This is a genomic window from Nocardiopsis terrae (assembly GCF_014651695.1).
GTDB classification, from domain to species: Bacteria; Actinomycetota; Actinomycetes; order Streptosporangiales; family Streptosporangiaceae; genus Nocardiopsis; species Nocardiopsis terrae.
Map to the genome: position 1 here is coordinate 104,599 of NZ_BMXJ01000002.1, position 24,827 is coordinate 129,425.

The 24,827-nt window shown below is 72.2% G+C and carries 21 protein-coding genes; 12 read left to right on the plus strand and 9 right to left on the minus strand.

Going from position 1 to position 24,827, the window contains the following annotated elements:
- Positions 1–167 precede the first annotated feature (167 nt).
- The 3 genes from IE195_RS04545 (at position 168) to IE195_RS04555 (ending at position 3,361) form a co-directional block, all read left to right on the plus strand.
- Positions 168–848 (plus strand): helix-turn-helix domain-containing protein, encoded by a 681-nt coding sequence (locus IE195_RS04545; RefSeq protein WP_229826084.1) that lies wholly within the window; start codon positions 168–170, stop codon positions 846–848.
- A 207-nt stretch (positions 849–1,055) separates the two neighbouring features.
- On the plus strand, positions 1,056–1,961 hold the full coding sequence (locus IE195_RS04550) for a universal stress protein (RefSeq protein ID WP_191268130.1): 906 nt from the start codon (positions 1,056–1,058) through the stop codon (positions 1,959–1,961).
- 254 nt (positions 1,962–2,215) lie between these two features.
- Complete coding sequence (locus IE195_RS04555; protein ID WP_191268131.1) at positions 2,216–3,361, plus strand: hypothetical protein; 1,146 nt, start codon at positions 2,216–2,218, stop codon at positions 3,359–3,361.
- A gap of 119 nt (positions 3,362–3,480) precedes the next feature.
- On the opposite strand, the gene IE195_RS04560 is transcribed toward IE195_RS04555, so the two are convergent.
- Together IE195_RS04560 and IE195_RS04565 are read right to left on the minus strand one after the other, a co-directional pair.
- On the minus strand, positions 3,481–5,400 hold the full coding sequence (locus tag IE195_RS04560; protein ID WP_308428395.1) for a heavy metal translocating P-type ATPase: 1,920 nt from the start codon (positions 5,398–5,400) through the stop codon (positions 3,481–3,483).
- Positions 5,397–5,807, minus strand: a complete 411-nt coding sequence (locus IE195_RS04565; RefSeq protein ID WP_191268132.1) for an ArsR/SmtB family transcription factor — start codon at positions 5,805–5,807, stop codon at positions 5,397–5,399. Before IE195_RS04565 ends, IE195_RS04560 begins: the two co-directional genes overlap by 4 nt.
- Positions 5,808–5,969: 162 nt before the next feature.
- Between IE195_RS04565 and IE195_RS26080 the strand changes: the two genes are divergently transcribed.
- A complete protein-coding gene (locus IE195_RS26080; protein ID WP_225942342.1) occupies positions 5,970–8,666 on the plus strand; it encodes a protein kinase domain-containing protein in 2,697 nt (898 codons plus the stop codon).
- A gap of 43 nt (positions 8,667–8,709) precedes the next feature.
- On the plus strand, positions 8,710–9,483 hold the full coding sequence (locus IE195_RS04575) for a haloacid dehalogenase-like hydrolase (protein WP_191268133.1): 774 nt from the start codon (positions 8,710–8,712) through the stop codon (positions 9,481–9,483).
- 1 nt (position 9,484) lies between these two features.
- Here the strand turns inward: IE195_RS04575 and katG are convergent, their stop codons facing one another.
- From katG to argG, 3 genes are all read right to left on the minus strand, one after another.
- Positions 9,485–11,707: a catalase/peroxidase HPI gene (gene katG, locus IE195_RS04580; RefSeq protein ID WP_191268134.1), complete on the minus strand. Its 2,223-nt coding sequence runs from the start codon at positions 11,705–11,707 to the stop codon at positions 9,485–9,487.
- A 68-nt stretch (positions 11,708–11,775) separates the two neighbouring features.
- A complete protein-coding gene (locus tag IE195_RS04585) occupies positions 11,776–12,207 on the minus strand; it encodes a Fur family transcriptional regulator (RefSeq protein ID WP_191268135.1) in 432 nt (143 codons plus the stop codon).
- 155 nt (positions 12,208–12,362) lie between these two features.
- On the minus strand, positions 12,363–13,808 hold the full coding sequence (gene argG / locus IE195_RS04590) for an argininosuccinate synthase (protein ID WP_191268136.1): 1,446 nt from the start codon (positions 13,806–13,808) through the stop codon (positions 12,363–12,365).
- A 192-nt stretch (positions 13,809–14,000) separates the two neighbouring features.
- On the opposite strand from argG, the gene IE195_RS04595 reads away from it, so the two are divergent.
- Both IE195_RS04595 and IE195_RS04600 read left to right on the plus strand, forming a co-directional pair.
- The gene (locus tag IE195_RS04595) at positions 14,001–15,179 is read left to right on the plus strand and encodes an anhydro-N-acetylmuramic acid kinase (protein WP_191268137.1); all 1,179 of its coding nucleotides are present in this window, start codon (positions 14,001–14,003) and stop codon (positions 15,177–15,179) included.
- A gap of 96 nt (positions 15,180–15,275) precedes the next feature.
- A complete protein-coding gene (locus IE195_RS04600) occupies positions 15,276–16,805 on the plus strand; it encodes a sodium:solute symporter (RefSeq protein WP_191268138.1) in 1,530 nt (509 codons plus the stop codon).
- Between the two features lie 64 nt (positions 16,806–16,869).
- Here IE195_RS04600 and soxR read toward each other — a convergent pair whose 3' ends face one another.
- Positions 16,870–17,319, minus strand: coding sequence for a redox-sensitive transcriptional activator SoxR (gene soxR / locus IE195_RS04605; protein WP_191268139.1), 450 nt, complete (start codon positions 17,317–17,319; stop codon positions 16,870–16,872).
- Positions 17,320–17,455: 136 nt separating this feature from the next.
- Between soxR and IE195_RS04610 the strand changes: the two genes are divergently transcribed.
- The 3 genes from IE195_RS04610 to IE195_RS04620 are packed head-to-tail and all read left to right on the plus strand — an operon-like array spanning position 17,456 to position 20,435.
- Positions 17,456–18,094: a DsbA family oxidoreductase gene (locus IE195_RS04610; RefSeq protein ID WP_191268140.1), complete on the plus strand. Its 639-nt coding sequence runs from the start codon at positions 17,456–17,458 to the stop codon at positions 18,092–18,094.
- A 32-nt stretch (positions 18,095–18,126) separates the two neighbouring features.
- On the plus strand, positions 18,127–19,050 hold the full coding sequence (locus IE195_RS04615; protein WP_191268944.1) for an NADP-dependent oxidoreductase: 924 nt from the start codon (positions 18,127–18,129) through the stop codon (positions 19,048–19,050).
- The gene (locus tag IE195_RS04620) at positions 19,047–20,435 is read left to right on the plus strand and encodes an MFS transporter (protein ID WP_225942341.1); all 1,389 of its coding nucleotides are present in this window, start codon (positions 19,047–19,049) and stop codon (positions 20,433–20,435) included. Before IE195_RS04615 ends, IE195_RS04620 begins: the two co-directional genes overlap by 4 nt.
- Before the next feature lie 99 nt (positions 20,436–20,534).
- Here IE195_RS04620 and IE195_RS04625 read toward each other — a convergent pair whose 3' ends face one another.
- From IE195_RS04625 to IE195_RS04635, 3 genes are all read right to left on the minus strand, one after another.
- Complete coding sequence (locus IE195_RS04625) at positions 20,535–20,927, minus strand: RidA family protein (protein WP_191268141.1); 393 nt, start codon at positions 20,925–20,927, stop codon at positions 20,535–20,537.
- 137 nt (positions 20,928–21,064) lie between these two features.
- Positions 21,065–22,036, minus strand: coding sequence for a TauD/TfdA dioxygenase family protein (locus IE195_RS04630; protein WP_225942340.1), 972 nt, complete (start codon positions 22,034–22,036; stop codon positions 21,065–21,067).
- Between the two features lie 526 nt (positions 22,037–22,562).
- Positions 22,563–22,823, minus strand: coding sequence for a hypothetical protein (locus IE195_RS04635; RefSeq protein WP_225942339.1), 261 nt, complete (start codon positions 22,821–22,823; stop codon positions 22,563–22,565).
- 138 nt (positions 22,824–22,961) lie between these two features.
- Between IE195_RS04635 and IE195_RS04640 the strand changes: the two genes are divergently transcribed.
- The gene (locus tag IE195_RS04640; RefSeq protein WP_191268142.1) at positions 22,962–23,966 is read left to right on the plus strand and encodes an ABC transporter substrate-binding protein; all 1,005 of its coding nucleotides are present in this window, start codon (positions 22,962–22,964) and stop codon (positions 23,964–23,966) included.
- A gap of 145 nt (positions 23,967–24,111) precedes the next feature.
- Positions 24,112–24,693, plus strand: a complete 582-nt coding sequence (locus tag IE195_RS04645; protein ID WP_191268143.1) for a type I-E CRISPR-associated protein Cas6/Cse3/CasE — start codon at positions 24,112–24,114, stop codon at positions 24,691–24,693.
- Positions 24,694–24,827 lie beyond the last annotated feature (134 nt).

A 24,827-nucleotide genomic window follows, 5' to 3' on the forward strand; every position in this document is an offset into this window, starting at 1 on the left:
CCCCGGCCGAGGAGCCGTTACCGGGTGGAAGGAGACGAGGGCGCCATGCGGGCGGCCTCCTCTCCTCCCCCGACGGCCCGTGCCACCGCGCACGGATACGGGTAGGGGTTCGGATACGGACAGTACGGGGGGCGGAAACCCCTCCTGACCAGGAAGGGAGGCGTTCCGTGGGACGCGAGAGCGGTGTCGGGCACGGAGGAAGCGACCTCGGACGCAGGGCCGCGGCGCGCAGGGAGGAACTCGGGCTGACCCGGGAGGAGGTCGCGGATTCGGCCGGCATGGATCCGGGATACGTGGCCTATCTGGAGGAGCACGCGCCACGGATGCCCAGGGAGTCGCTGTACCGGCTCGCCCGTGCGCTGAACACCAGCCAGGACTACCTGCTGGGCACGGACACCGATCTGCCTCCGGGTGCGGCGACCACGGCGGCGCCGCTCCCGGAGACGCACGCGCTCTCCCCCGACAGGTGCATGGAACTCATCGGCCCGGGAGGTGTAGGGCGGATCGGCTTCGTCCCCGAGGGCGAATCGGCGCCGACCATCCTCCCGGTGAACTACCTCGTCCGTGACGGCGCCGTGGTGTTTCGCACCGGGGACCACGGGGTGATCGCCGAGTACCTACCGGGGGACGCCGCCTTCGAGGTCGACCGGGTCGACGGTGCGACGAGTGAGGGGTGGAGCGTCCTTCTGGTCGGTCGTGCCGCAGCGGTCACCGACGAGGCCGAGGCGGCCGCGCTCCGCGCCGGCGCCCGTGTCCGGCCGTGGGCGGGAGGCGACCGCGACCTCTTCGTACGGGTCACCCCGGACAGGGTCAGCGGGCGCGAGGTGAGCGGCCGGACCTCCGGGTGACCGGGTGACGGGCGCGTGGTCGCAGGTCAGAGTTCCTGCGCCGGTGGCGCGTGGCGGACCGTCAGCGGGTATGAGCACGGAAGGGGCCCGGTCCAGTGGAGGTCTGCCGGGGCCGGTACCGCGCACCCGTGGCGTCCGCTCCCGGAGCACGTACCCGGGCCCTTACACAGGTGACACACGGGTGAGAACAACCGGTGGGGAGAAACCATGGACCAGAAGTCGACCGCACCAGTCGTGGTGGCGGTCAACGGATCACCGGAGAGCGGACGGGCTCTCGACTGGGCTGCGGAGGACGCTCGGAGGCGGGGGCTGCGGCTGCGCGTCGTGTACGCCTTCGACTGGCCGAACTACCACTCCGTCCCGCGCGGCCTGCCCGGGTTCGACGTGCACGAATTCGCGCGGCGCGTGGTGGACGAGGCGCGCGAACGGGCGCTGGAACAGGTTCCGGGGCTGTCAGTCGAAGCGGTGCACGTCACGGCGGACCCCGAACCGGTTCTGCTGAGCGAGAGCCAGAAGGCGCACACCCTGGTCCTCGGTGCCCACCGCATGACCGCGATGGACGCGGTCCTTCCGGATTCCACGGCCCTGGAACTGCTCGTCTCGGCCTCGTGTCCCGTGGTCGTCGTTCCCGACCGGGAACCGGGCCCCGCCACCGGCCGGGTCATCGTCGGTGCCGACGGGTCGGCTACCGCGAGGACCGCCGCCGAGTGGGCGTTCTCCGAGGCCGAACTGCGCGGAGCGGCGCTGCGCGCGGTGACGGTGCGCAGGGAGGCCCCCTGGTGGCGTTTCGGAGCACTCGAGGAGCCGACCTGGACCAGGCCCGACGATGACGGGGAGACAGAGGAGTCCGCGGCCGAGGGCTCCGCCCGCCAGGCGCTGGCGGAGTCGGTCGCGGACGCGCGCGCCCGGCACCCGCAGGTACGGGTGGAGGAGGTGGTGAGGGTCGGCCATCCGGTGGAGGTCCTGTGCGCCGAGGCCCGGGACTGCGACCTGATGGTCGTGGGGTCCCACGGGCGGGGCGGTTTCGCCGGAATGCTGCTGGGTTCGGTGAGCCGAAACGTGATCTCGCACAGCCCGTGCCCGGTCGTGGTGGTACGCGCGCCCCGCAGCTGACCGGGGAACGTCCGCAGGCGCCCGGAGGCGGGCCGAGGTGAGCGCCCCGGGCCCGCCCTCCGTTCCAAGGGTGGTTCGGGAAAACGGAAGCGGCCGTTCTGAACGCAGGTGGTAAAGGTGTTTCTCGCCGGTCGGGTATTTCCTTCCGCCGAGCCCGGTTCCGCCGGGGCGGGGCGATCGTGGTGTCTGAACGGCCCGGTCCGGTCCGGCGGAACCGCTGTCCCTCCGGCGGTCCAGCCCGATAAAATCAGGTAATGGATTTTGAGCAGAATTCCGAAGAATCCGGCTCGGAAAAACTACCCCTCTCCCTCAGCGCCACGGTCATGGCGCACCCCTCCCGTTCCTTCGGGGCCGAACGCGTCCTGGCCGAGCTCTCCCTCCCCGGCGCCGAGGCGGTCTTCGACCCCCGCCCCGACGCGCCGCCGGGTTCGCTGCGGACCGCGGCCGCCGCGCTCTCCCGCGCCACCCCCGAAAAAAGCACCCACCACCTCCTCCTCCAGGACGACGTCCTCCCGGCCGAGGACCTGCCCGCCTCCGTGCTGGAGTGCTGCCGCCTGCACCCGGACGCGGCCCTGTCCTTCTTCGTCGAATGGGGCTCACGCACCGCCGTTCTCGCCCGGATGGCGGTCTTCTCCGGAATCAGCGCGGTACCGGTGATCAACCCCTACATGCCCTCACTGGCCCTGGCGATGCCCAGCGCCCTGACCACCGGGATCGCCGAGCGGATGGGCCGGGGAAGCGACGGCGGAGCCGACGACGGTGAGCCCGACGACCGGGCGCTGCTGCGCCTGCTGCGCGAACGCGGTGTGCGCACCCTGACGATGGTCCCCAACCTGGTCGAACACGACGACCTGCCGAGCCTGACCGGCAACACCGGCCAGGGGGTACGGCGCTCGGCCTGCTTCACCGCCGAGCCGGGGGTGCCCTTCGACGCCTCCGTGCTCGACCTGCCCCGCCTGCTGCCCTTCTACGCCTGGAACACCGGCGACGCGGTCGTCATCGACACCGCCGAGGACGTGCCCGCCGCGCACCGGCCCACCGAAGAGGTCCTGACCGGCTGGGGTCTGGGCCAGGACACCTCCCGGCGGGCCCTGGCCGCCACCTCCGGCGCGGCAGCCCTGGCCGGAACCGTGCGCCCCGACCTGCTGCTGGACGCGTGGAACACGGCGGTGGCCCTGGGCGCGGTGCAGGAGCACACCGACCCGGGCAGCGTCGCCACCCTCCGGGACCGGGCGGGTCTGCCCCTGGTGCGGCGGGCCCTGTACACCCACGTCCCCGGGGCGCTGCGCGTCTTCGTGGACGCCGTCTCCCTGGAGCCGTTGGAGGAGGAACTGGTCGAGCTGACCCTGGCCGCACTCGAACTGGGCGCCGGGCTGGACGTGCCCCCGGGCGAGCTCTGACGCCCGGCGTCCGCTCCGACCGGGGCCGGTCTCCAGCGGCACGGACGACCTCCAGCGTTACCGGTTTCCCGACGGCGGCGGCCCCGGCACCGGTCCGGCTCCGGGACCACCGCCCCGGTTCACCTTGTCCAGGCGCGTTCGCGTAGCAGCCGTAGGCCGTTGAGGGCGACGACGACGGTGGACCCCTCGTGTCCGGCCACGGCCAGCGCGAGCGGCAGTGTTCCCACCAGGTCCCAGGTCACCAGAACCACGATGAAGGTGCCCGCGATGCACAGGTTCGCGACCACGAACCGGCGGGCCCGGCGGGACAGGGTGATCAGCCGGGGCAGGGTCGACAGGTCGTCGCGCACCACGACGGCGTCGGCGGTGTCCAGCGCCAGGTCGGAGCCGCGCCGCCCCATGGCCACACCGGTGGTGGCCGCGGCCATCGCGGGGGCGTCGTTGACGCCGTCGCCCACCAGGAGCACCCGGGTGCCCGCGTCCTCCTTCTCCTTGACCAGCGCGGCCTTGTCCTGGGGGAGGAGGCCGGCGTGCACGCGGTCGACACCGGCGGCCCGGGCCACGTGTGCGGCGGTGGCGGCGTTGTCCCCGGTGAGCAGGTGTACCGGCTGGGCGGTGAGCGCGCCCACCTCGGCCACCGTCCGGGCGGTCTCGGGGCGCAGGGCGTCGGCCAGGGTGATCCGGCCCCGTACCCGCCCGTCGACGGAGACCAGGACCCGGGTGCTCGCCGGGCCCTCGGCGTCGGCGGGGGCGCGTTCGACCCGGACCCGGGAGCCGTCCACCGTCGCACTCACCCCGGTGCCCGGCTGGGACTCGAAGTCCTCCACCCGGGACGGCGCGGCCACCCCCTGGTGTTCGGCGTGGGCCCGGATGGCGCGTGCCAGGGGGTGTTCGCTGTTGCACTCGGCCGCCGCGGCCGGGGCCAGGACCTGGTCGGCGGTGTGCCCCGGTTCGGGCTCCACCCCGGTGACCCGGGGTTCGCCCCGGGTGAGCGTACCGGTCTTGTCGAAGGCCACCAGGTCGACGCGGCCGATCTGTTCCATCACGGTGGCGGACTTGACCAGGACGCCGTGGCGTCCGGCATTGGCGATCGAGGCCAGCAGCGGCGGCATCGTGGACAGCACCACCGCGCACGGGGAGGCCACGATCATGAACACGATCGCGCGGAGCAGCGCGGCCTCGAAGTCGTGCCCCAGGAAGAGCAGGGGGATACCGAGCACCAGCAGGGTGGCCGCCACCACCAGGGCTGAGTAGCGCTGCTCGATCCTCTCGATGAACAGCTGGGTGCGGGCCTTGGTGGCCGAGGCCTCCTCGACCAGGGTCACGATCCGTGCGATGACCGACTCCCCCGCCGGCCTGTCCACACGCACGCGCAGGGCTCCGGTGCCGTTGATCGTGCCCGAGAGCACCCCCTCCCCGACCCGGCGCGGAACGGGCACCGACTCACCGGTGATCGCCTGCTGGTCGACCTCGCTGAAGCCCTCGGTGACGGTGCCGTCGGCGCCCACGCGTTCGCCCGGGCGGACCAGGACGGTGTCGCCCACCCGGAGCCGGGAGGTCTCCACGACCTCCTCGTGTTCGCCGTCCGGGGTCCGGTGGAGTCGTACGGCGCGCTCGGGTGCCAGGTTCAGCAGGGCGTTCACGGAGTCGGCCGTGCGTTGGGTGACCACGGCCTCCAGGGCGCCGGAGGTGGCGAAGATGACGATGAGCAGGGCCCCGTCGAAGACCTGGCCGATGGAGGCGGCGGCGACGGCGGCCACGATCATCAGCAGGTCCACGTCCAGGGTGCGCTCCCTGAGTGCGCGCAGCCCGGACAGGGCCGACTCCCAGCCGCCGGTGGCGTAGCAGGTCAGGTACAGGCTCCACCACAGCCAGGCGGGGGCGTCCAGGAGTTGGGCGGCCCAGCCGGCCAGGAACAGGGCCAGTGCGGCGGCGGCCCAGCGCACCTCGGCGAGCCGGACGCCGGTGGCCAGCAGCGAGGGCGGTCGGACCAGGTGGTCCCGGGTTCGGGCGGTGGGCGCGGTCGGGACTGTGGTCACGGGCGGCCGCCCTGTGTCCGGCCGGTGTGGTCACGGTCTGTGCGCTCCGGGTTCGCGGTCCGGGCGCGGTGGTGGGCGGGCTCGACCTCCAGGGCGTGTTCGGCCTGGAAGACGGCGTCGGCGACCAGCTTGCGGGCGTGTTCGTTGGCCAGGCTGTAGTACATCCGGTTGCCCTCGCGGCGGTAGGCCACGACGCGGCCCATGCGGAGCTTGGCCAGGTGCTGGGAGATCGCCGGGCCGGGCCTGTCCAGGCGTTCGGCCAGCTCGTTCACCGACAGCTCGCCCCCGCGCAGGGCCAGGATGATCCGCACCCGGGTGGCGTCGGCCAGCAGGGTGAGGATCTCCACGGCGTACTCGACGTAGGGGCTGTTCTCATCAAGACTGCATTCATGCGTACCTGCACTCATACGCAGATACTAAGTTCATCTGCCGCCGGGTGCCAACCCCGAGGTGGACGTCATCCGTTACCCGCGCGCCCTGTCGGCCGCGCTCGGGGCGAGGCCGACAGACACCGGAAGCGGCACATCCGCTACCCTCCCCTTTGATCCCTTCGTAAGCGGAAACGGCCCATGAAACCCCTGCGCCCTGACGATCCCCGAGAACTCGGGCCCTACCGGCTGCTGCGCCGGATCGGTTCGGGCGGTATGGGCGTCGTCTTCCTCGCGGTCGCCGTCGACGGCGCCGACGGGGACGACCTGGCCGCGGTCAAGGCCATCCGGACCGAGTACGCCGAGGACCGGGAGTTCCGCGCCCGGTTCACCGGTGAGGTCGACCTCGCCCGACGGGTGCGGGGCCCCTACACCGCCCGGGTCCTGGCCGCCGACACCGACGGCCCGCGCCCGTGGCTGGCCACCGAGTACATCGCCGGACCGGCCCTGCACGAGGCGGTACGCGAGAGCGGACCCTTCCCCGAGGACTCGCTGCGCGCCCTGGCCGCCGGCCTGGCCGAGGCGCTGGCGGCCATCCACTCGGTCGGGCTGGTCCACCGCGACCTCAAACCCGCCAACGTCCTGCTCTCCCCGCGCGGGCCCCAGGTCATCGACTTCGGCATCGCCCGCGCCACCGACGCCACCGCCCTGACCCGCACCGGGCAGACCCTGGGCACCCCCGCCTACATGTCGCCCGAACAGGCCGTGGGATCGGTCGTGGGCCCGCGCAGCGACCTGTTCGCCTTCGGCGGCGTGCTGCTGTTCGCCGCAACCGGCCGCCAGCCCTTCGGCACCGGCGACCCCGCGGCGCTGCTCTACCGGGTGGTCAACGAGGAACCCGACCTGGACGGGGTACCGGAGGAGATCCGCCCCCTGGTCACCGCCTGCCTGGCCAAGGACCCCGGGGACCGCCCCGAACTGGGAGCGGTACTGGCCGAACTGGCCGGTACCGCACTGCCGCGAGGCGACGACGACCCCACCGAGTGGCTGCCCGAGGCCGTCGCCACCAGGGTCCTGGACACGGTCGCGGCGACCCGGATGCTGCCCACGCGGGCCCTCGCGGAGGAGGACACCGGAGAGGAGCCGGAGTCCCGGGCTCCCGGAGCTGCGGAAGAACCCGCTCGGAACGGGAAACCGGCCGGACCCGGGACCGAGGGCCCTGAGGGGTCGCGCGGGTCTGAGAGCCCCCGGGAAGATGAGGAGTCCAGGAGGGACGAGGGGAGTCCCGGAGCCGAGGAGATCCGGGGAAGCGAGGAGTCCCCCGCAGCCGCGAAACCCACAGGGGCCCGGGGAGGCGAGGGCGGCGAACGGTCCGAGCTCCCCGCCTGGGCCAGGCGGACCGGAGGACGCGGCGGCTCCCGGAGGCCTGACGGAGCCGAGGAGGCGGGAGGGCACCGCTCTTCCGGGGAGACCGCGAAGCCGTCCGCGGGAGACCCGGAACCCGAACGGTCAGGCGCGGGCGGAAGGCCCCGCGACCGGCGGGGAACCGACGGCCCGCAGGCGGCCGAACGGTCGGTCCCGTCGGCGCCCGAAGGGCGGGGCGCCCCGTCTCCGGCCCGTAACGCCCCCTGGGCGGTGCCCGACGCCCACCGTGTCGTCAAACGGGCCCCGGAACCGCGCCGTTCCTCCGCCGGGGCGGCCTGGGGCGCCGCGGTCTCCGTACTGTCCCTGCTGGTGGCTCTGGTCGTCGTCCTGAACCTGGGGGACGCCGAGGACGCACCCGGCGCCACCGGAGCCGACGGGCGGGCCGCCGAGGAGGGTTCACCGGCACCCGCCCGCGACCCGGACACCTCAACGGCCCCCGAACTGGCCGAGCCCGCCGAGATCCAGGAGGTCGCCTTCCTGGACGGGGACCGCTTCGCCGTCCTGTCCAGCGTGGGCGTGCACCTGTACGAGACGGACGGGTCCGGACCGACCGAGCAGTTGGTCGACGCGGACTCCCGTTCTCTGGGCCGTTCGAAGCTCGTGACGGACCGGGACGGAACCGCGCTGGCCGTCCAGGACGGAGGCCACTCCTCCGGCGCCGAGTCCACGGTCGTGGTCTGGGACCTCGAGGAGGACGAGGAGCACCACGTCAGGCTTCCCGAGGCGTTCCGCAGCGGTGCGCCCCTGGCTCTCTCCCCCGACGCGGAGACGCTGTTCGTGGGGAGCGGCCTGGTGTCCGGGCCGGGGAGGAACCGGGTGACCGCCTACGAGACACACACCGGGGAGCAGCTCTACAGCAGGGAGATTCCGGAGGACGGGGAGGGCCTCCAGGACAGCGTGCAGGACCTGGGCACATCCCCGGACGGGGAGTTGCTGATCGCGGCGCTGACCTCCGGGCTCGCGGTGTGGAACGCGGCGACGGGGGAGCCCGTGCCCGGCGTCCCCGAACTACGGGAGTGGTCGGGCAGCCTCTCCGGCCCGATGGCGATCACCGACGGTCTCGTCGCCACCGCCTCCTACGAGCACCTCCTGCTGTGGGACCCCTGGTCCCAGGCGGGACCGGAGAGCTTCGAGGTGACGTTCGACGACTCCGGGGGCCACCCCGAGCTGGACCCGGAGGCCAACCCCTGGATCACGTCGCTGTCCGTCGCCGACGACGGCGACACGATCGTCGCCGCGGGCCACGTCAGCAGGTTCCACGGTTTCCTGCACAGGTGGGACCGGAACGGGGAGACGCTGGACGAGCAGTGGACCGACACGGTCCAGTACCGGGCCGCACAGGCACCGCCCTCCGGCGGGGGCGTCCTGGTCGCGGCGCACCCGCTCGCCGGAGGGGGACCGGACTCGCTCACCCTCCTGGACGGGGACCTGGAGACCGCCACCGGGTTCGCGCTCCCGACCGACCAGTCCTGAGACCGCCCGGGCCCGACCGCCCCGTCCTGACGAGGGGACGACCGTGTCCTGGGCGCTGTTCGACCTCGACGACACCCTGCTCGACCACGACTCGTTCGCGCGGTTCACCCTTCACCTGCTGCAACGCAACCCCGTTCGGGCCACGGCGGCCGTGCTGCTCTCGCCCCTGGTCGCAGCCGTGTTCACCCGCCGCGCCTGGCGTGTGCACGCGGGGTCGGTTCTGCTGTGGCTGGGCACGGTCGGGGTGAGCGACACCCGGCTGGACCGGATCGTCCGGGACTACCTGCGCCGGCTCGACGTACGCGGACGACTCGTACCGGACGGCGAGGCGGCCTTGGCCCGACACTTCGCGGCGGAAGACGGCGTCGCGGTCGTGACCGCCTGCGCAGAACAGCTCGCTGTTCCGCTGTGCCGCGCGATCGACCCGCGGATCCGGGTGGTCGCCTCCACCCTGAAGCGGCGCGGGGGCGGCCTGGTCGCGGACCGCCACTGCTACGGCGCCCGCAAGGTCGAGATGCTCCTCCGGTCCGGTGTGGGCGGTGAGATCGCCGCAGCCTACAGCGACAGCGCCTCCGACGGCCCGATGCTGGACCTGGCCCGCACCGCCGTCCTGGTCAACCTGCCCGAAGCCACCGTGGAGAGTCTGCGCGCACAGCTCACCGGACCGGAGCGGTGGGTGCGTGTCGACTGGCGTCCGCGGCACCGGACACAACAGAACCGGCCCGACCTGTGCAGGTCGGGCCGGTTCCGGGTGACGGGAAACCGGGGGTCGACGCCCTGGGAGCTCCGGGAGCCCGGGGCGGAACCCGGTCCGTGAACTAGACCAGGTCGAACCGGTCGGCGTTCATGACCTTGTTCCACGCGGCGACGAAGTCCTGGACGAACTTCTCCTTGGCGTCGTCGGAGGCGTACACCTCGGCCACGGCGCGCAGCTCGGAGTTGGAGCCGAACACCAGGTCGACGCGGCTGCCGGTCCACTTGACCGCGCCGGAGTCGTCCTTGGCCACGAAGGTCTCCGAGGTCTCGGAGGTCTCACCGGTCGGGAACCAGTTGGTGCCCAGGTCGAGCAGGTTGACGAAGAAGTCGTTCGTCAGCGCGCCCGGCTTGTCGGTGAAGACGCCCAGGTCCGAGTTGTCGAAGTTGGCGCCCAGCACGCGCAGGCCGCCCACCAGGACGGTGGTCTCCGGGGCGCTGAGGCCGATCAGGTTCGCGCGGTCCAGCAGCAGGTACTCGGCGGGAAGGCGGTTGGCCTTGCCGTAGTAGTTGCGGAAACCGTCGGCGACCGGCTCCAGGTAGGCGAACTGGTCGACGTCGGTGTGCTCCTCGGTGGCGTCCACGCGGCCCGGGGTGAACGGGACGGTGACGTCCTGGCCGGCGGCCTTGGCCGCCTGCTCCACACCGACACCGCCGGCGAGGACGATCAGGTCGGCGAGGGAGACCTTCTTCTCCGAGGAGGCGTTGAACTCCTTGGCGATGCCCTCCAGCTCGGCGAGCACGCCGCGCAGCTCGGCCGGGTTGTTGACCTCCCAGTCGATCTGCGGGGCGAGGCGGATGCGCGCACCGTTGGCGCCGCCGCGCTTGTCGCTGTCGCGGTAGGTCGAGGCCGAGGCCCAGGCGGTGGACACCAACTGGGCGACGGACAGGTCGGACCCGGCGATCCGCGCCTTCAGGGCGGCGATCTCCGCGTCACCGATGACCTCGCCCTCCCGGGCGGGCAGCGGGTCCTGCCAGATGAGGTCCTCGGCCGGGACCTCGGAGCCGAGGTAGCGGACCTTCGGGCCCATGTCGCGGTGGGTCAGCTTGAACCAGGCGCGGGCGAAGGCGTCCTTGAAGGCCTGGTGGTCCTCGTAGAAGCGGCGCGAGATCTGCTCGTAGACCGGGTCGACGCGCAGCGACAGGTCGGTGGTGAGCATGGTCGGCTTGTGCTTCTTGCCGGGGACGTGGGCGTCGGGGATGATCTCCTCGGCGTCCTTGGCGACCCACTGGTTGGCGCCGGCCGGGCTCTTGGTGAGCTCGTACTCGAACTCGAAGAGGTTCTTGAAGAAGCCCTCGCTCCACTCCGCGGGGGTGGTGGTCCAGGTGACCTCCAGGCCCGAGGTGATGGCGTCGCCGGCCTTGCCGGTGCCGTGGTTGTTCTTCCAGCCCAGGCCCTGCATCTCCAGGCCGGCGCGCTCGGGCTCGGCCTCGACGTTGCTGTCCGGAGCGGCACCGTGGGTCTTGCCGAAGGTGTGGCCGCCGGCGATGAGCGCGACGGTCTCCTCGTCGTTCATGCCCATGCGGCCGAACGTCTCACGGATGTCGCGGGCGGCGGCCAGCGGGTCCGGGTTGCCGTTGGGGCCCTCCGGGTTGACGTAGATGAGGCCCATCTGGACGGCGGCCAGCGGCTTCTCGAGGTCACGGTCCCCGCTGTAGCGCTGGTCGTCGAGCCAGGTGGTCTCGGGGCCCCAGTAGACGTCGGCCTCCGGCTCCCAGACGTCCTCACGTCCGCCGCCGAAGCCGAAGGTCTCGAAGCCCATCGACTCGAGGGCGACGTTGCCGGTGAGGATGAACAGGTCCGCCCAGGAGATGTTCTGGCCGTACTTCTTCTTCACGGGCCACAGCAGACGGCGGGCCTTGTCCAGGTTGCCGTTGTCGGGCCAGCTGTTCAGCGGGGCGAAGCGCTGCTGACCGGCGCTGCCGCCGCCGCGGCCGTCGTGCGAGCGGTAGGTGCCGGCGCTGTGCCAGGCCATGCGGATCATGAGCGGGCCGTAGTGCCCGAAGTCCGCCGGCCACCAGTCCTGGGAGTCCGTCAGGAGAGCGGCGATGTCCGCCTTCACGGCGTCCAGGTCCAGCGCCTCGAAGGCCTTCGCGTAGTCGAAGCCCTCACCGAGCGGGTTCGACACGGGGGTGTTCTTGGCGAGGATCTTCAGGTTGAGCTGGTTGGGCCACCAGGCTCGGTTGCCGTCACCCAGGGTGGGGTGCGGGGTCTGGTCGCCGTGTGCGACCGGGCAGCCGCCGGCCTGCGGCGGGGTGGGTGCAACGACCTCGTTGTTCTCAGACATCGACTTCCTTAACAGGGAAGGGGTGAACCTTGCGGTTCCGGGGCTGTGTGGTTCAGGAGGTATGTGGTTCAGGAGCTGTGGCTGCCGGAGCAGTCGGCGCACAGGCCCCAGTAGACGACCTCGGCCTCGTCGATCGCGAAACCGTGGTCGGTGGACGCGGTCAGGCACGGTGCGTGGCCGACGGCGCAGTCGACGTCCGCTATGGCACCGCAGGACCGGCACACGACGTGGTGGTGGTTGTCTCCGACCCGCGTTTCGTAGCGGGCCACGGAGCCCTGCGGTTGGATACGCCGCACCAGCCCGGCGCCGGTCAGCGCCTTGAGCACGTCGTACACGGCCTGCACGGAAACCGCGCCCAGCTCCCCGCGCACGAGGTCGATGATCGACTCCGTGTCCGCGTGTGGGTTCCTGTGCACGACGGAGAGCACAGCCAACCGAGGGCTCGTCACCCTCAGAGCGGACTCGCGCAGCATTTGCTCGAAATCCGAAGAGGTTGCCATGCTCAGCAGTCTGCCCCTTTTTCTGGAATGAGTCAAATTATGGAACCAGTCAGAGTTCTCCCGGGCCGGATCCGCACACGCGTCCGCCCCGCCCTGGCGAACCAGGACGGGGCGGATACGGGTCGGCGGCGGGGAACCGCGGCGGCGGTCGGCGCCTAGTCGGTGCCTGACTCGATGGCGGCGTAGTCGAGCAGGTCGTCCTCGGAGCCCTGGCCGCGGGAGGCGATCGTCTCGGCGCCGCCTTCGGGCATCGCGCCGATCAGGCCGGTCGAGGCCGCCTGGGCCGCACCGATGGTCGTCGGGTGCGTGTCGCCGACCATGCCCAGGGCGGAGTACTCCTCCAGCTTGGCGCGGGAGTCGGCGATGTCCAGGTTGCGCATGGTGAGCTGGCCGATCCGGTCGCTGGGGCCGAAGGCGGAGTCCTCGGTGCGCTCCATGGACAGCTTGTCCGGGTGGTAGCTGAACGCCGGGCCGGTGGTGTCCATGATCGAGTAGTCGTCACCGCGCCGCAGCCGCAGGGTCACCTCGCCGGTGACCGCGGTGCCAACCCAGCGCTGCAGGGCCTCGCGCTGCATGAGGGCCTGGGGCTCCAGCCAGCGGCCCTCGTACATGAGGCGGCCCAGGCGACGGCCCTCGTTGTGGTAGGTGGCCAGGGTGTCCTCGTTGTGGATGGCGTTGACCAGCCGCTCGTAGGCGGCGAACAGCAGCGCCATGCCGGGGGCCTCGTAGATGCCGCGGCTCTTGGCCTCGATGACCCGGTTCTCGATCTGGTCGGACATGCCCATGCCGTGGCGGCCGCCGATGGCGTTGGCCGCCAGGACCAGCTCGACGGAGTTGGCGAAGGTCTTGCCGTTGAGGGTGACCGGGCGGCCCTTCTCGAAGCCGATCGTCACGTCCTCGGCGGCGATCTCGACCTCGGGGTCCCAGAACCGCACGCCCATGATCGGGTCGACGATCTCGATGCCGGTGTCGAGGTGTTCGAGCGCCTTGGCCTCGTGGGTGGCGCCCCAGATGTTGGCGTCGGTGGAGTAGGCCTTCTCGGTGCTGTCGCGGTAGGGCAGGTCCCGGTTCTGCAGCCACTCCGACATCTCCTTGCGGCCGCCGAGCTCGGTGACGAAGTCGGCGTCGAGCCACGGCTTGTAGATGCGCAGGGAGGGGTTGGCGAGCAGACCGTAGCGGTAGAACCGCTCGATGTCGTTGCCCTTGTAGGTGGAACCGTCGCCCCAGATCTGGACGCCGTCCTCGAGCATGGCCCGGACCAGCAGGGTACCGGTGACGGCACGGCCGATCGGGGTGGTGTTGAAGTAGACGCGACCGCCGGAGCGGATGTGGAACGCCCCGCAGGCGAGGGCGGCGAGCCCCTCCTCCACCAGGGCCTCGCGGCAGTCGACCAGGCGCCCGAACTCCGCGCCGTAGTCAGTGGCACGGCCCGGCACCGAGGCGATGTCGGGTTCGTCGTACTGGCCGATGTCGGCGGTGTAGGCGCAGGGGACAGCGCCCTTCTCGCGCATCCACGCGACCGCTACGGACGTGTCGAGGCCTCCGGAGAAGGCGATTCCGACACGTTCACCGACAGGCAGGGAAGTGAGCACCTTGGACATGCAAAAAGTATGCACGTAAATGTATGAACATGCAAACTGGTGCTCCAGCCAGGGCCCCCGGCCGCCCCGGAACCCCCGCCCGAACGACCGTCCCCGACATCCGGCCCGGAGAGGGGGCGTTCGGGGGATTGACGCGGCCGTGACGGCCGGTATACCGCTGATACACGGTGAGTCCCCTGACGTAGGAGCCCCATGATCGTCATCGGCCTGTCCTCCGGGACCTCGGCGGACGGGATCGACGTCGCCGCCGCCCGCCTCCGACAGGAGGGCGACGCGGTCCGGCTGGCCCCGCTGGGGCACCTCACCCGCCCCTACCCCGCCGATCTGCGGGAACAGATCCGCGCGGCGCTGCCCCCGGCTCCGACCACCCTGGAGACCGTCTGCCGGCTGGACACCCGGATCGGCCAGGAGTTCGCCGCGGCGGCGCGCAACGGGATCGAGGAGTTCACCGGCGGGCGGGCCGACCTGGTCGCCTCCCACGGCCAGACCCTCTTCCACTGGGCTGACGGCGGCACCGTGCACGGAACCCTCCAGCTCGGCCAACCCGCCTGGATCGCCGAGGCCACCGGCCTCCCCGTGCTGTCGGACCTGCGGGCGGCCGACGTGGCCGCCGGCGGCCGGGGCGCCCCGCTGGCGAGCACCCTGGACCTGCTGATGCTCGGCGGCCGCACGGAGCCGACCGCGGCACTGAACCTCGGCGGGATCGCCAACGTGACGGTGGTGCGGGACGGCGAGCCGCCCAGCGCCTTCGACACCGGACCCGCCAACGCCCTGGTCGACGCCGCCGTGCGCCTGGCCACCGGCGGGAAGGCGGACCTCGACGCGGACGGCGCCCTCGCCCGCACCGGCCGCCCCGACCCCGCACTCCTGGAACGCCTGCTCGCCGAGCCCTACTACCGGCTGTCCCCGCCCAAGACCACCGGGTTGGAACTGTTCGGCGCCGAGTACCTGGAGGCGGCCCTGGGCCCGGGGGAAAGGCCCCCGGACGGGGACCTGCTCGCCACTCTCGTGGAGCTCACCGCCGTGACCGTCGCCGACGCGCTGCGCCCCTTCGGGGTGGCAGAGGTGGTCGCCTCCGGCGGGGGCGTACGCAACCCCTTACTGATGGAACGGCTGGCGGCCCGGCTCGCCCCCGCCCGGATCACTTCCTCCGAGCGGCTCGGCCTGGACGGTGACGCCAAGGAGGCCTACCTGTTCGCCCTGATCGGCTTCCTCGGCTGGTACGGGCTCGCCGGGTCCGTCCCGGACTGCACCGGTGCCCGCAGAGCCCCGGTCGCCGGGCGCCTCACCCCGGGCACCGCACCGCTGCGCCTGCCCGAACCCGCCTCCGTCGTCCCCCGGCGCCTGTACGTGGACGACCCCGGTTCCTGACCGTCCCGCCCGGACCACCGACCGCCTCCGCCGCCGGGGCCCCGGGCACTGGAGCCCCCGATCCCCCGCCCGCCGACCAGCCCCGGGAGTCGCGCAGTGCAGACCATCGACCTCGTCGTCATCGCGGTGTACCTGGCGGCCTCGGCCTGGCTGGGCCTGAGGCTGTCCGGCAAGCAGCGCAACGTCAGGGACTACTTCCTCGGCAGTCGGCGACTGCCCTGGTGGGCGGTGTGCCTCTCGGTGGTGGCCACCGAGACCAGCGCCCTGACCGTGATCAGCGTCCCCGGGGTGGCCTACCTGGGCGACATCACCTTCCTCCAGGTGGCGGTCGGCTACCTGATCGGGCGCGTGGCCGTGGCCTTCCTGCTCCTGCCCCGCTACTACCGCGGCGAGATGACCACCGCCTACGCCTACCTCGGCCTGCGCTTCGGCCGGGGTATGCAGAGCACCGCCTCGGTCACCTTCCTGTTCACCCGGGTGCTGGCCGACGGGGTACGGCTGTTCGCGGCGGCCATCCCGATGAAGATCATCCTCGACTCGCTCGGGGCGGGGATCTCCTACTTCGCGATCGTCGCGGTCATGGGCGCCGTCACGATCGTCTACACCCTGGTCGGCGGGATCCGGGCAGTGGTCTGGGTGGACGTGTTGCAGATGGGCCTGTACTGCGTCGGCGGCGCGGTCGCGCTGACCGTGATCGCCGGCAGCGTCGACGCGAACTTCCTCGCGGTCGCCGCGGACGCCGGGAAGACCCGGTTCCTCGACTTCACCTCGAACCCGGTCTCGGCCCCCTACGCCACGGTCACCGCGGTCCTGGGCGGCGCCCTGCTCTCCACCGCCTCGCACGGCGCCGACCAGATCGTCGTACAGCGGCTGCTGAGCTGCCGGAGCCTGCGCGACGCCCAGAAGGCGGTCATCGTCAGCGGCCTCGTGGTGTTCCTCCAGTTCGCCCTGTTCCTCACCCTGGGCCTGGCGCTGTACTCGTACTTCCAGGGGGCCACGGTCGACCAGCTCGGCCTGAACAACTCCGACGAACTCTTCCCGGTGTTCGTGGTGGAGGCGATGCCCCCGGGCCTGGCGGGGCTCCTGCTCGCCGGGGTCATCGCGGCGGCGATGAGCACCCTGTCCTCGTCCCTGTCCGCGCTGTCCTCCTCGACCATGGCCGACCTGTACGAACAGTTCTCCCGCCGCAGGCTCTCCGACGCGCGGGCGCTGCGGCTGAGCCGGCTGTTCACCCTCGGCTGGGGGCTGGTGTTCATCGCCGCGGCGGCACTGTTCACCGGCACGGACAGCCCGGTGGTGGAACTGGGCCTGTCCGTGGCCAGCCTGACCTACGGGGGTCTGCTCGGCGCGTTCCTGCTGGGGCTGTGGGTACGCAGGGCACGACAGGCGGACGCGGTCGTCGCCTTCACCGTCGCGGTGGCGGCCATGTCCTGGCTGTTCCTGTTCCAGCCGGGGCTGATCGGGTTCACCTGGTACACGGCGATCGGCACCGGCATCGTGCTCGGGCTGGGCTACCTGCTGTCCCGCCGCCACCCCGGGGACTCCCCCACGGCGGACGCCGGTACGCCCGAGGACGTCGGCACCCCCGACCGCGAACCCGACCGGAGCGGTGAGGGGACCGCCTAGGCGTACTGACCGGGGCCAGCCCCGGGGAGGTTCCACGGGACCACAACGCCTTCTCCCACGGCCCTCAGGGGAAGCGCCGGGCGCCCGCGCCGTCCCGGCCCAGAACGTCGTCGGGGTTGGAGTAGGGGCAGGACACCAGGGACAGGCACCCGCAACCGATGCAGTTGGAGAAGCGGTCCCTGAGCGCGGTGAGCTCCTCGATGCGCCGGGTGAGCTCGTCGTGCCACTGGCGGGAGATCCGGGCCCAGTCGCGTTTGGTCGGCAGCCCCTCCTCCGGAAGCTGGTCGATGGCCTCCCTGATCCGCTCCAGGGAGAGGCCGAGGCGCTGGGCCGTCCGGATGAACGCGATGACGCGGAGGGTGTCCCGCCGGTACTCGCGGCGGTTGCCCGCCGTGCGCCGACTGCTGATCAGCCCGAGGCTCTCGTAGTAGTGCAGGGCGGAGACCGCCACCCCCGCCCGTTGGGCCACCTGGCCCGGTTTGAGCCAGACGGCCTTCGGATCCAGCTGGGGCATCGTCCCTCCTCGGCCTCGGTCGCCGTGTGTCGGCGGCCAAACGCCACCGCCCGCCACCACACGACTTGACATCAAGTCCACTTGACGAAGTGGACTCTACGCGACGGACACGGCAGACGAGAGTTCGGAGTGTGGGATGACGACGGTCACGGTGTGGGCGGATGTCAGGTGCCCGTGGTGCTGGATGGGCCACCGGCAACTGGGGGCCGCGGTGCGGCGGCTCGGGGCGGACCGGGGGGTGACGGTCATACGCCGGAGCTACCTGCTGGAACCGACGGGCCCGGACGGTCCGGCTCCGACGGTACGGGAGGCCGCGCTGACCTCCTGGGGCATGGACCGGGCGGGCTGGGAGGCCATGCGGGAACGGGTGGCGGCCGCGGCCCGCCGGGACGGCCTGGCCATCGACATGGACGGGGTCCGCAACGTCGACTCCCGGCCGGTCCACCGCCTGCTCAAGCTGGCCGAAGCCCGGGGCGCCGACCCCGACCTGGCCTGGGACCTGGCCTTCTCCGCGCTGTTGGAACGGCACGAGGACGTGGCGGACCCGGCGGTACTGCGCCGTCTCGGTGCGGCGTTCGGGCTCGACCCCGCCGAGGCGGACGGCCTGTCGGACTCCGACGGCTTCGCGGAGCAGGTCGGGGCCGACCACCGGGCCGCGGCGGAGCACGGGGTGCGTTCGGTCCCGGCGTTCGTCCACGGGGACCGGGTGCTGAGCGGTCGGCGCGGCGCCGGGGAACTGGCGGCGTTCCTGAGCGGCGAGGGGGTTGTGCGATGACCGCCCCGGAACACGCGGCTCCCGAACACACGATGCGCGCCGCCGCGATCGACGCGTTCGGCCCGGCCCGGGTACTGACCGCCAGGACTGTGCCCCGCCCCGTGGCGGGACCGGGCGAACTGCTGGTCCGGGTGCGGACGGCGGGCGTGCAGCTGACGGACGCCGCGATCCGGGACGGCTGGACTCCCCCGGGCGCGACCGTCGAGTTCCCGCAGATCCTCGGCAACGAGTTCGCCGGAGTGGTCGACGGGGTCGGCTCCGGGGTGCGGGGGTTCGCGGTGGGCGACGAGGTCGCCGGGTACCGGGTGCTCGGCTGTTACGCGGAGTACGTCAACGTGCCCGCCGAACAGGTCGTGCACAAGCCCTCCGGTGTGTCGTGGCTGACCGCCGGGGCCCTGTCGGCCTCCGGGCAGACGGCGCACACCGCCCTCGAACGCCTGCGGGTGGCCGGGGGCGAGACCCTGCTGGTGCACGGCGCGGCGGGCGGGGTCGGCACGGTGGCCGTGCAACTGGCCGTGGCGCGCGGGGCGCGGGTGGTGGGCACGGCGAGCCCGGCCAACCACGAGTACCTGCGCTCCCTGGGCGCGGTGCCGGTCGGGTACGGCGCGGGGCAGCTCCGGCGGATCCGGGCGGCGGCGCCCCAGGGGGTGGACGCGGCCCTGGACGCGGCCGGGCACGGCAACCTCCGGACCGCGGTGGAACTGGTCGGGGACCGGGACCGGATCGGAACGATCGTCGACATCGGCCTCACCCGGGAGCTGGGCTGCCAGTGGATCAGCAGCGACCGCTCGGCGGCACGGCTCCGTGAACTGCTCGATGCGTGCGAGCGGGGCGAACTCACCGTCACGGTCCGGAAGACGTTCCCGCTCGACCAGGTGTGGCGGGCCCACCTGGACGTGGAGACCGGCCACGGCCGGGGCAAGGTCGCCCTGGTGGTCGGTGACGGGGCGCCATGACCTCCGGACTGGGGGTCCCCTCCCCGGCCACCCGGCTCTGGGCTCCCGGGTCCCGGATGCTGGTGGTCGGCGTGTTCGGGCTGATGACCTTCATCGCCTTCGAGATCTTCGCCGTCACCACCGCCCTGCCGGTCGTGGCCCGGGACCTGGACGCCGAACGGTGGTACTCGCTGGCCTTCGCCGCGGCGGTGACCACCGGGCTCGTGGGCATGACCCTCGGCGGCACCTGGGCGGACCGGAGCGGTCCGATGCGGCCCCTGCTGTTCGGCGGGGCGGCCTTCCTGACGGGGCTCGCGCTGTGCGCGGCCGCCCCCGCCATGGGTGTCTTCGTCGTCGGGCGGCTGCTCCAGGGTTTCGGCGGCGGCATCGACTCCGTGGTCCTGTACGTGGTCATCGCACGGTTCGTACACGAGGACGTGCGACCGCGCATGTTCGGTCTGCTGACGCTGGCGTGGTTGCTGCCGTCGGTCGTCGGCCCCCTGGTCTCCGGAATCCTGGTGCAGACGGTGCACTGGCGGACGGTGTTCGCGCTCGTCCTGGCCGGGTCGGCGGTCTCGCTGCTGTTCCTGCTCGGGGTCGTGCGCCGGGCTGGGCCCGGCCACGGCGGCGGTTCGGTACTGGACGGGCGGATGCTCTGGGCCGGTGTCGCGGCCACCGCGCTCCTGGGGCTGCACGTCTCCGGGCAGCAGTCCGCCGCCGTCCTGACGGCGGGAACGGCGGCGAGCGTGCTCGTACTGCTGGTCACCGCCGTGCGGCTGCTGCCGGAGGGCACCCTGCGCGCCCGGGCGGGCGTCCCCCGGCTGGTGCTGCTGCGCGCTCTGCTGGGCGGGGCGGTCTCCGCCACCGACATCTACCTGCCGCCCTACCTGCAGCACGAACTCGGCTACCCGCCGGCCGTCTCCGGTCTCGTAATCGCGGTGGGGGCGCTCGGTTGGGCGGCCGGCGCCTGGTTGCAGGGGCGTTCGACCTCCGGCCCGCACCGCCCCGACCTGCTGTGGCGGGCAGCGGCGTTCGTCCTGTGCGGCCCGGTCGGGGCCGCCCTGGTCGTCGGCGGACTGCTGCCCGTCCCTGCGGCCGCCGTCGCCTGCGTCCTGATGGGGGTCGGCATGGGCATCGCCGCCCCGCAGGTCAGTTCGACGGTGCTGACGATGTCTCCTGAAGGACTGCAGGGCAACAACAGCTCGGCCCTCCAGATCGCGGAGTCCATGGTCACCTCCGCCCTGATCGCCGTGACCGGAGGCGTGCTGACCGTCTCGTTCCTGGGCGGGTACCTGGCCGTCTACGCGCTGACCGGGGCCGTGGCGCTGGCCGCCCTCGCCGTCACCCTGACCCTGCGCCCGGCCGGGGGAGCCGGGGAGGGAGGGGGCTTCGGCCGGAACGGGTGAGGGTTCGGGGAAGGGCTCCAGGAGCGGCGAACCCCGCCCGGCCCCGGAGCGGATCCGGGGATGGGCGGGGTTCGGGCGGTGGTGGTTGCGGACCCGGGGTCAGTCGGCGGCGAAGGCCTCCAGCTCCACGAGCAGTTCGGGACGGCCGAGCCGGGTGATCTCGGCGCAGACGCCCGGCGGGCGGACGTCGAAGGCCTCCAGGCGCTCCGCCATCATCTCCCCCGCCTCGGTGAAGAAGGCCTCCACGTCGGTGACGTAGGTGTTCATCCGGACGATGTTCCCCAGACCCATTCCCGCCTGGCGGAGTACCGCCTCGACGTTGTCCAGCGCCTTCGCCGTCTGGGCGCGCAGGTCACCCGGGTACAGGGACTCCCCCGTCTCCGAGACCGAGCACTGACCGCTGACGAAGAGCAGGCGCTGGTGGCCCTCGATGAGGATCCCCTGGTCCATACCCTCCGGATAGGTCCAGGGGTTGACCGTGGTGCGTCGCATGGCCGGTCCTTCCGGTACTGGTCACTGGGCGGACCCCACCGTAAAACCTCAACTTCTATTGAGGTCAAGGGCGACGGCCGGGGCCCGGTCCCCGGAAGCGCTTCCGGGGGCCGGGCGGGCACCGGGACCGGTCCCGGTCAGAAGGGCCGGTCGCCGACGATCGCGACGCGCTCGGCCACCCGCGGGTGCGGGTGGTAGTCGTTCACCGCGTAGTGCTGGGTGGCGCGGTTGTCCCAGAACGCGACCGAGTTCCGCTCCCACCGGAAACGCACCTGGAGCTCGGGGGTGTGCGCCTGTTGGAAGAGGAAGCGCAGCAGTTCGTCGCTCTCCGCCTCGTCCATGCCGACGATCCGGGTGGTGAAGGAGACGTTGACGAACAGCGTCCTGCGGCCGGTCTCGGGATGGGTGCGCACGACGGGGTGCTCGACCGGCGGGAACCGGTCCTGCCACTCCAGCAGCCGCTCCTCGTCCAGGAAGCGGGAGAAGCCGGGGATCACGTCGTGCACGGCGGTGCGCCCCTCGATGCGCTCCTTGACGTCCTCGGGCAGGTTGTCGTAGGCGGCGGCCATGTCCGCCCACATGGTGTCGCCGCCGACCGGCGGGACCTCCACCAGGCGCAGGACGGCGCCGAGTGCGGGCGCCTCCCGCCAGGTGACGTCGGTGTGCCAGACGTTCTCGTAGCTGGGCGGGGCCTCGCTCTTGGCGAACCGGGCGACGTGGGCGTCGTCGCCCTGGTCGATGAACGGGTTGGTCTCCAGCTCGCCCCACAGCCGGGCGATCTCCTGCTGGCGGACGGAGTCGATGGGCTGGTCGCGGAAGAAGATCACCTTGAACTCCAGCAGTGCGCGGTTGAGTTCGGCGCGCAGCTCCTCGTTGATCTCCTCCCGCAGGTCGATCCCGTGGATCTCCGCCCCGATGAGGGCGCCCAGCGGCCGGACCTCGAACAGCTCGTAGGGGCGGGGCACCTCGCCCTCGGGGAGCCTGTGCAGCGTACGCGGCCCCTCGACCAGGGCGGTGTCGACGGCGGCGCTCCCCCGGAGGGCGGGTTTCGCGGGCCGGGTGGCCTCGGCGGCCCCGGTGGCGGTTCTCGGGCTCAGGGTCGGGTTCATGTTCTCTGTCTTTCCGGTCGGAAGCAGCGGCAAAGGGTTCGGTGGCCCGGGGCGGGTGATGGGTTCGCGAAACCGGGTCCGGGAACGGACGGGACGGCCGGGGCCGAACGGGATCGGGCTCTGAGGGCCTGGGAGACCGTGCGAACGCTGCGCGAGCCGATCGCCCCGGTGGCGGGGCTGGGCCGAAGGAGGGGCACGGACGAGGCGCGTCGGGATGCCGACGGTCGCACCGGAGCCGGGCTCGGGCGTGGAGACCGCTGGCAGTCGCTTGGCGACGGAGGAGGAGCGACGCATCGGAGGTGACAGCCCCCGCGCCGGGGAGCACGGTCCTCAGGAGGGAATCCGGCGCATCGCCGGTGCCCGCCGGTGGCTCAGCGGCGAGGCGGAGAACCCAGGCGGCCGCGGCGCAGGATGAGGCCCGGCGTCCCGCGGCGTGCCCTGTCGACCGAGGCGGACCGGCGAGCGGTCGAGCGGTTCAACAAGGGGGTTCTCATACCTGCGAGCGTGGGGTACCGGGCGCTGTCTGTCAACCGTCCGGGCTTCGGAACCCGGTTCGGCAGGGGGTCTCCCGCCCGGTGGGGCCTACCGGCCCCCGGGGGCCGACCGGCAGGAGGAGGGCGGTGACGTTGTCGGGTACGCCCTGGTCCAGGGCGTACCCGACCAGGGCGCGGGCCGCGGGCAGAAGGCCGTCGCGGAGCGGTGGGGAGCGCACACCCGGGACGGTCGGCTCCGCGTCGGCGCCCAGCCGCTCCGGAATCGCGCCGGACCCGCCCGTGCCGGAGGACACCACCCCGAGCCCTGCGTCCTGCGCTCCGTGTACTGCTCGGCACACCCGCACCCGGAGTACCCGCAGCCGGGGCCGGGGACGTGGCCCGCGAGAAAAGTATTAACATAGGCGTGCCTAACCTTAGTTGAACGGAGTCCCATGTCCCCCGGTTCCGCCCCGCGTGCACTCGCCTGCGCCGTACTCCTCCTCCTGCCGCTCACCGCCTGCGGCGCCGCGGAGGGCGACCCGCCCGGAGCCGGCTCGGCACCGCAGGCGGAGGAGGGCGCCTTCCCCGTGACGATCGAGCACGAGTTCGGCAGCACCACCGTCGAGGAGGAGCCCGAGCGCGTCGTCACCCTCGGAGTGACCGACGCCGACGCGGTCCTGGCCCTGGGGGTCGTTCCGGTCGGCAACACCGGCTACGTCTTCTACGAGTCCGGCCTCGGCCCGTGGACCGACGAGTTGGTGAAGGGCTCCGAGCTGACCCGGATCGACTCGGACTCCGAACCCAACATCGAGCAGATCGCCAACCTCGCCCCCGACCTCATCATCGGGATCTCCGCCGGTTTCGACGGGAAGGTCTACGAGAACCTCTCCCGGATCGCCCCCGTGATCGCCCGCCCCGCCGGGTCCGCCGCCTACACCGTTCCCCGGGAGGAGGCGACGGAGGTGATCGCCACCGCGCTCGGCCGCCCGGAGGAGGGTGCCGAACTCAACGAGGCCACCGACGAACTCCTGGAGCGGACGCGCGCCGAGTACCCGGGCTTCGCCGGGCTGACCGGGACCGCCGTGCTGCCCTACGACGGCAGGTACGGCGCCTACCTGCCCGGCGACGCCCGGGGCCGGTTCCTCCTCTCGCTCGGCTTCGAGGTCCCCGAGGCGATCGCCGAGCGGGACGACGGGGACGACTTCTTCGTGGAACTGTCGACGGAGCGGGTGGACCTGCTCGACGGTGACCTCCTCCTGGTGATGAGCGAGGACGAGGACTTCGACATCACCGAGGGCGCCAGCGTGTTCGACACCCTCGACGTGGTGCGTGAGGACGCCGTGGTCACCACCACCCTGGACGAGCGCGGCGCGGTCACCTACAACTCCGTGCTGTCCGTTCCCTACGCGCTGGACCACCTGGTGCCCCGGATCGACGACGCCCTGTCCCAGGGGTAGGGCCCCGGGGCGGTGCGACGGTGAGGGGTGGGCTGACCAGGGCCCGCCCCCCGTACAGTGAGAAGCCCACCACGGCTCCGGGCACCCGGTGATCCGTGCCAACACACCTTCCCCGCCCCGGCGGGACGACCCAGATCGGACCTCCTTGTACCTGTCCCGCGTCAAACTCGACCCCAAGCGCAGCGCCGGCATGGAGCAGTGGGCCGTCATGGGGCGGGCCGTGCGCAGGGCCCTCGACCCCGACCCCGACTCCGACGCCCGTGTGCTGTGGACGCGCACCTCCCCGACCACCCTGGTGATCAGCTCCGACACCGCTCCGGCCTGGGGCAAGATCCCCGGTGCGGTCTCGGCCGCGATCCTGCCGATGCCCCGGCACCCGGAGGGCGAGACCATCCGCTGGGAGCTCGTCACGGCGCCCACCGGGCAGCGCGAGGCGGAACCCGCCGCCGAGGGGCAACGCCCGCGCGGCAAGAAGAAGACCGCCCTGCCCGAGTCCGAGTTCGAGGGGTGGCTGGACACCAAGCTGGCGGAGGCCGTGCACATCACCTCGGCGAAGTGGAAGCGCCTGGGCGGTCGGCCCGCCCGCTACCACTTCATCGGCGAGGCGGTCGTCCAGGACAGTGAGGCGCTTCAGGAGATCTCCCTGCGCGGCATCGGAGCGGGAACCGCGACCGGGGCCGGGCTGCTGCTCACCTCTCCTCTGGACGACGCCGCGGAGGAGTGGTAGGAGGCACCCTCGAAATCCACAACAAAAGGGATTTTGATTAAAAAGGATCCCATTTCACCCATCTGGCTCAACCTCGGGTAGGAGTGTTGCATTCAGCGGGTAAATCGTGAAGGTTCTCTGCTAAGCCCAAGCTG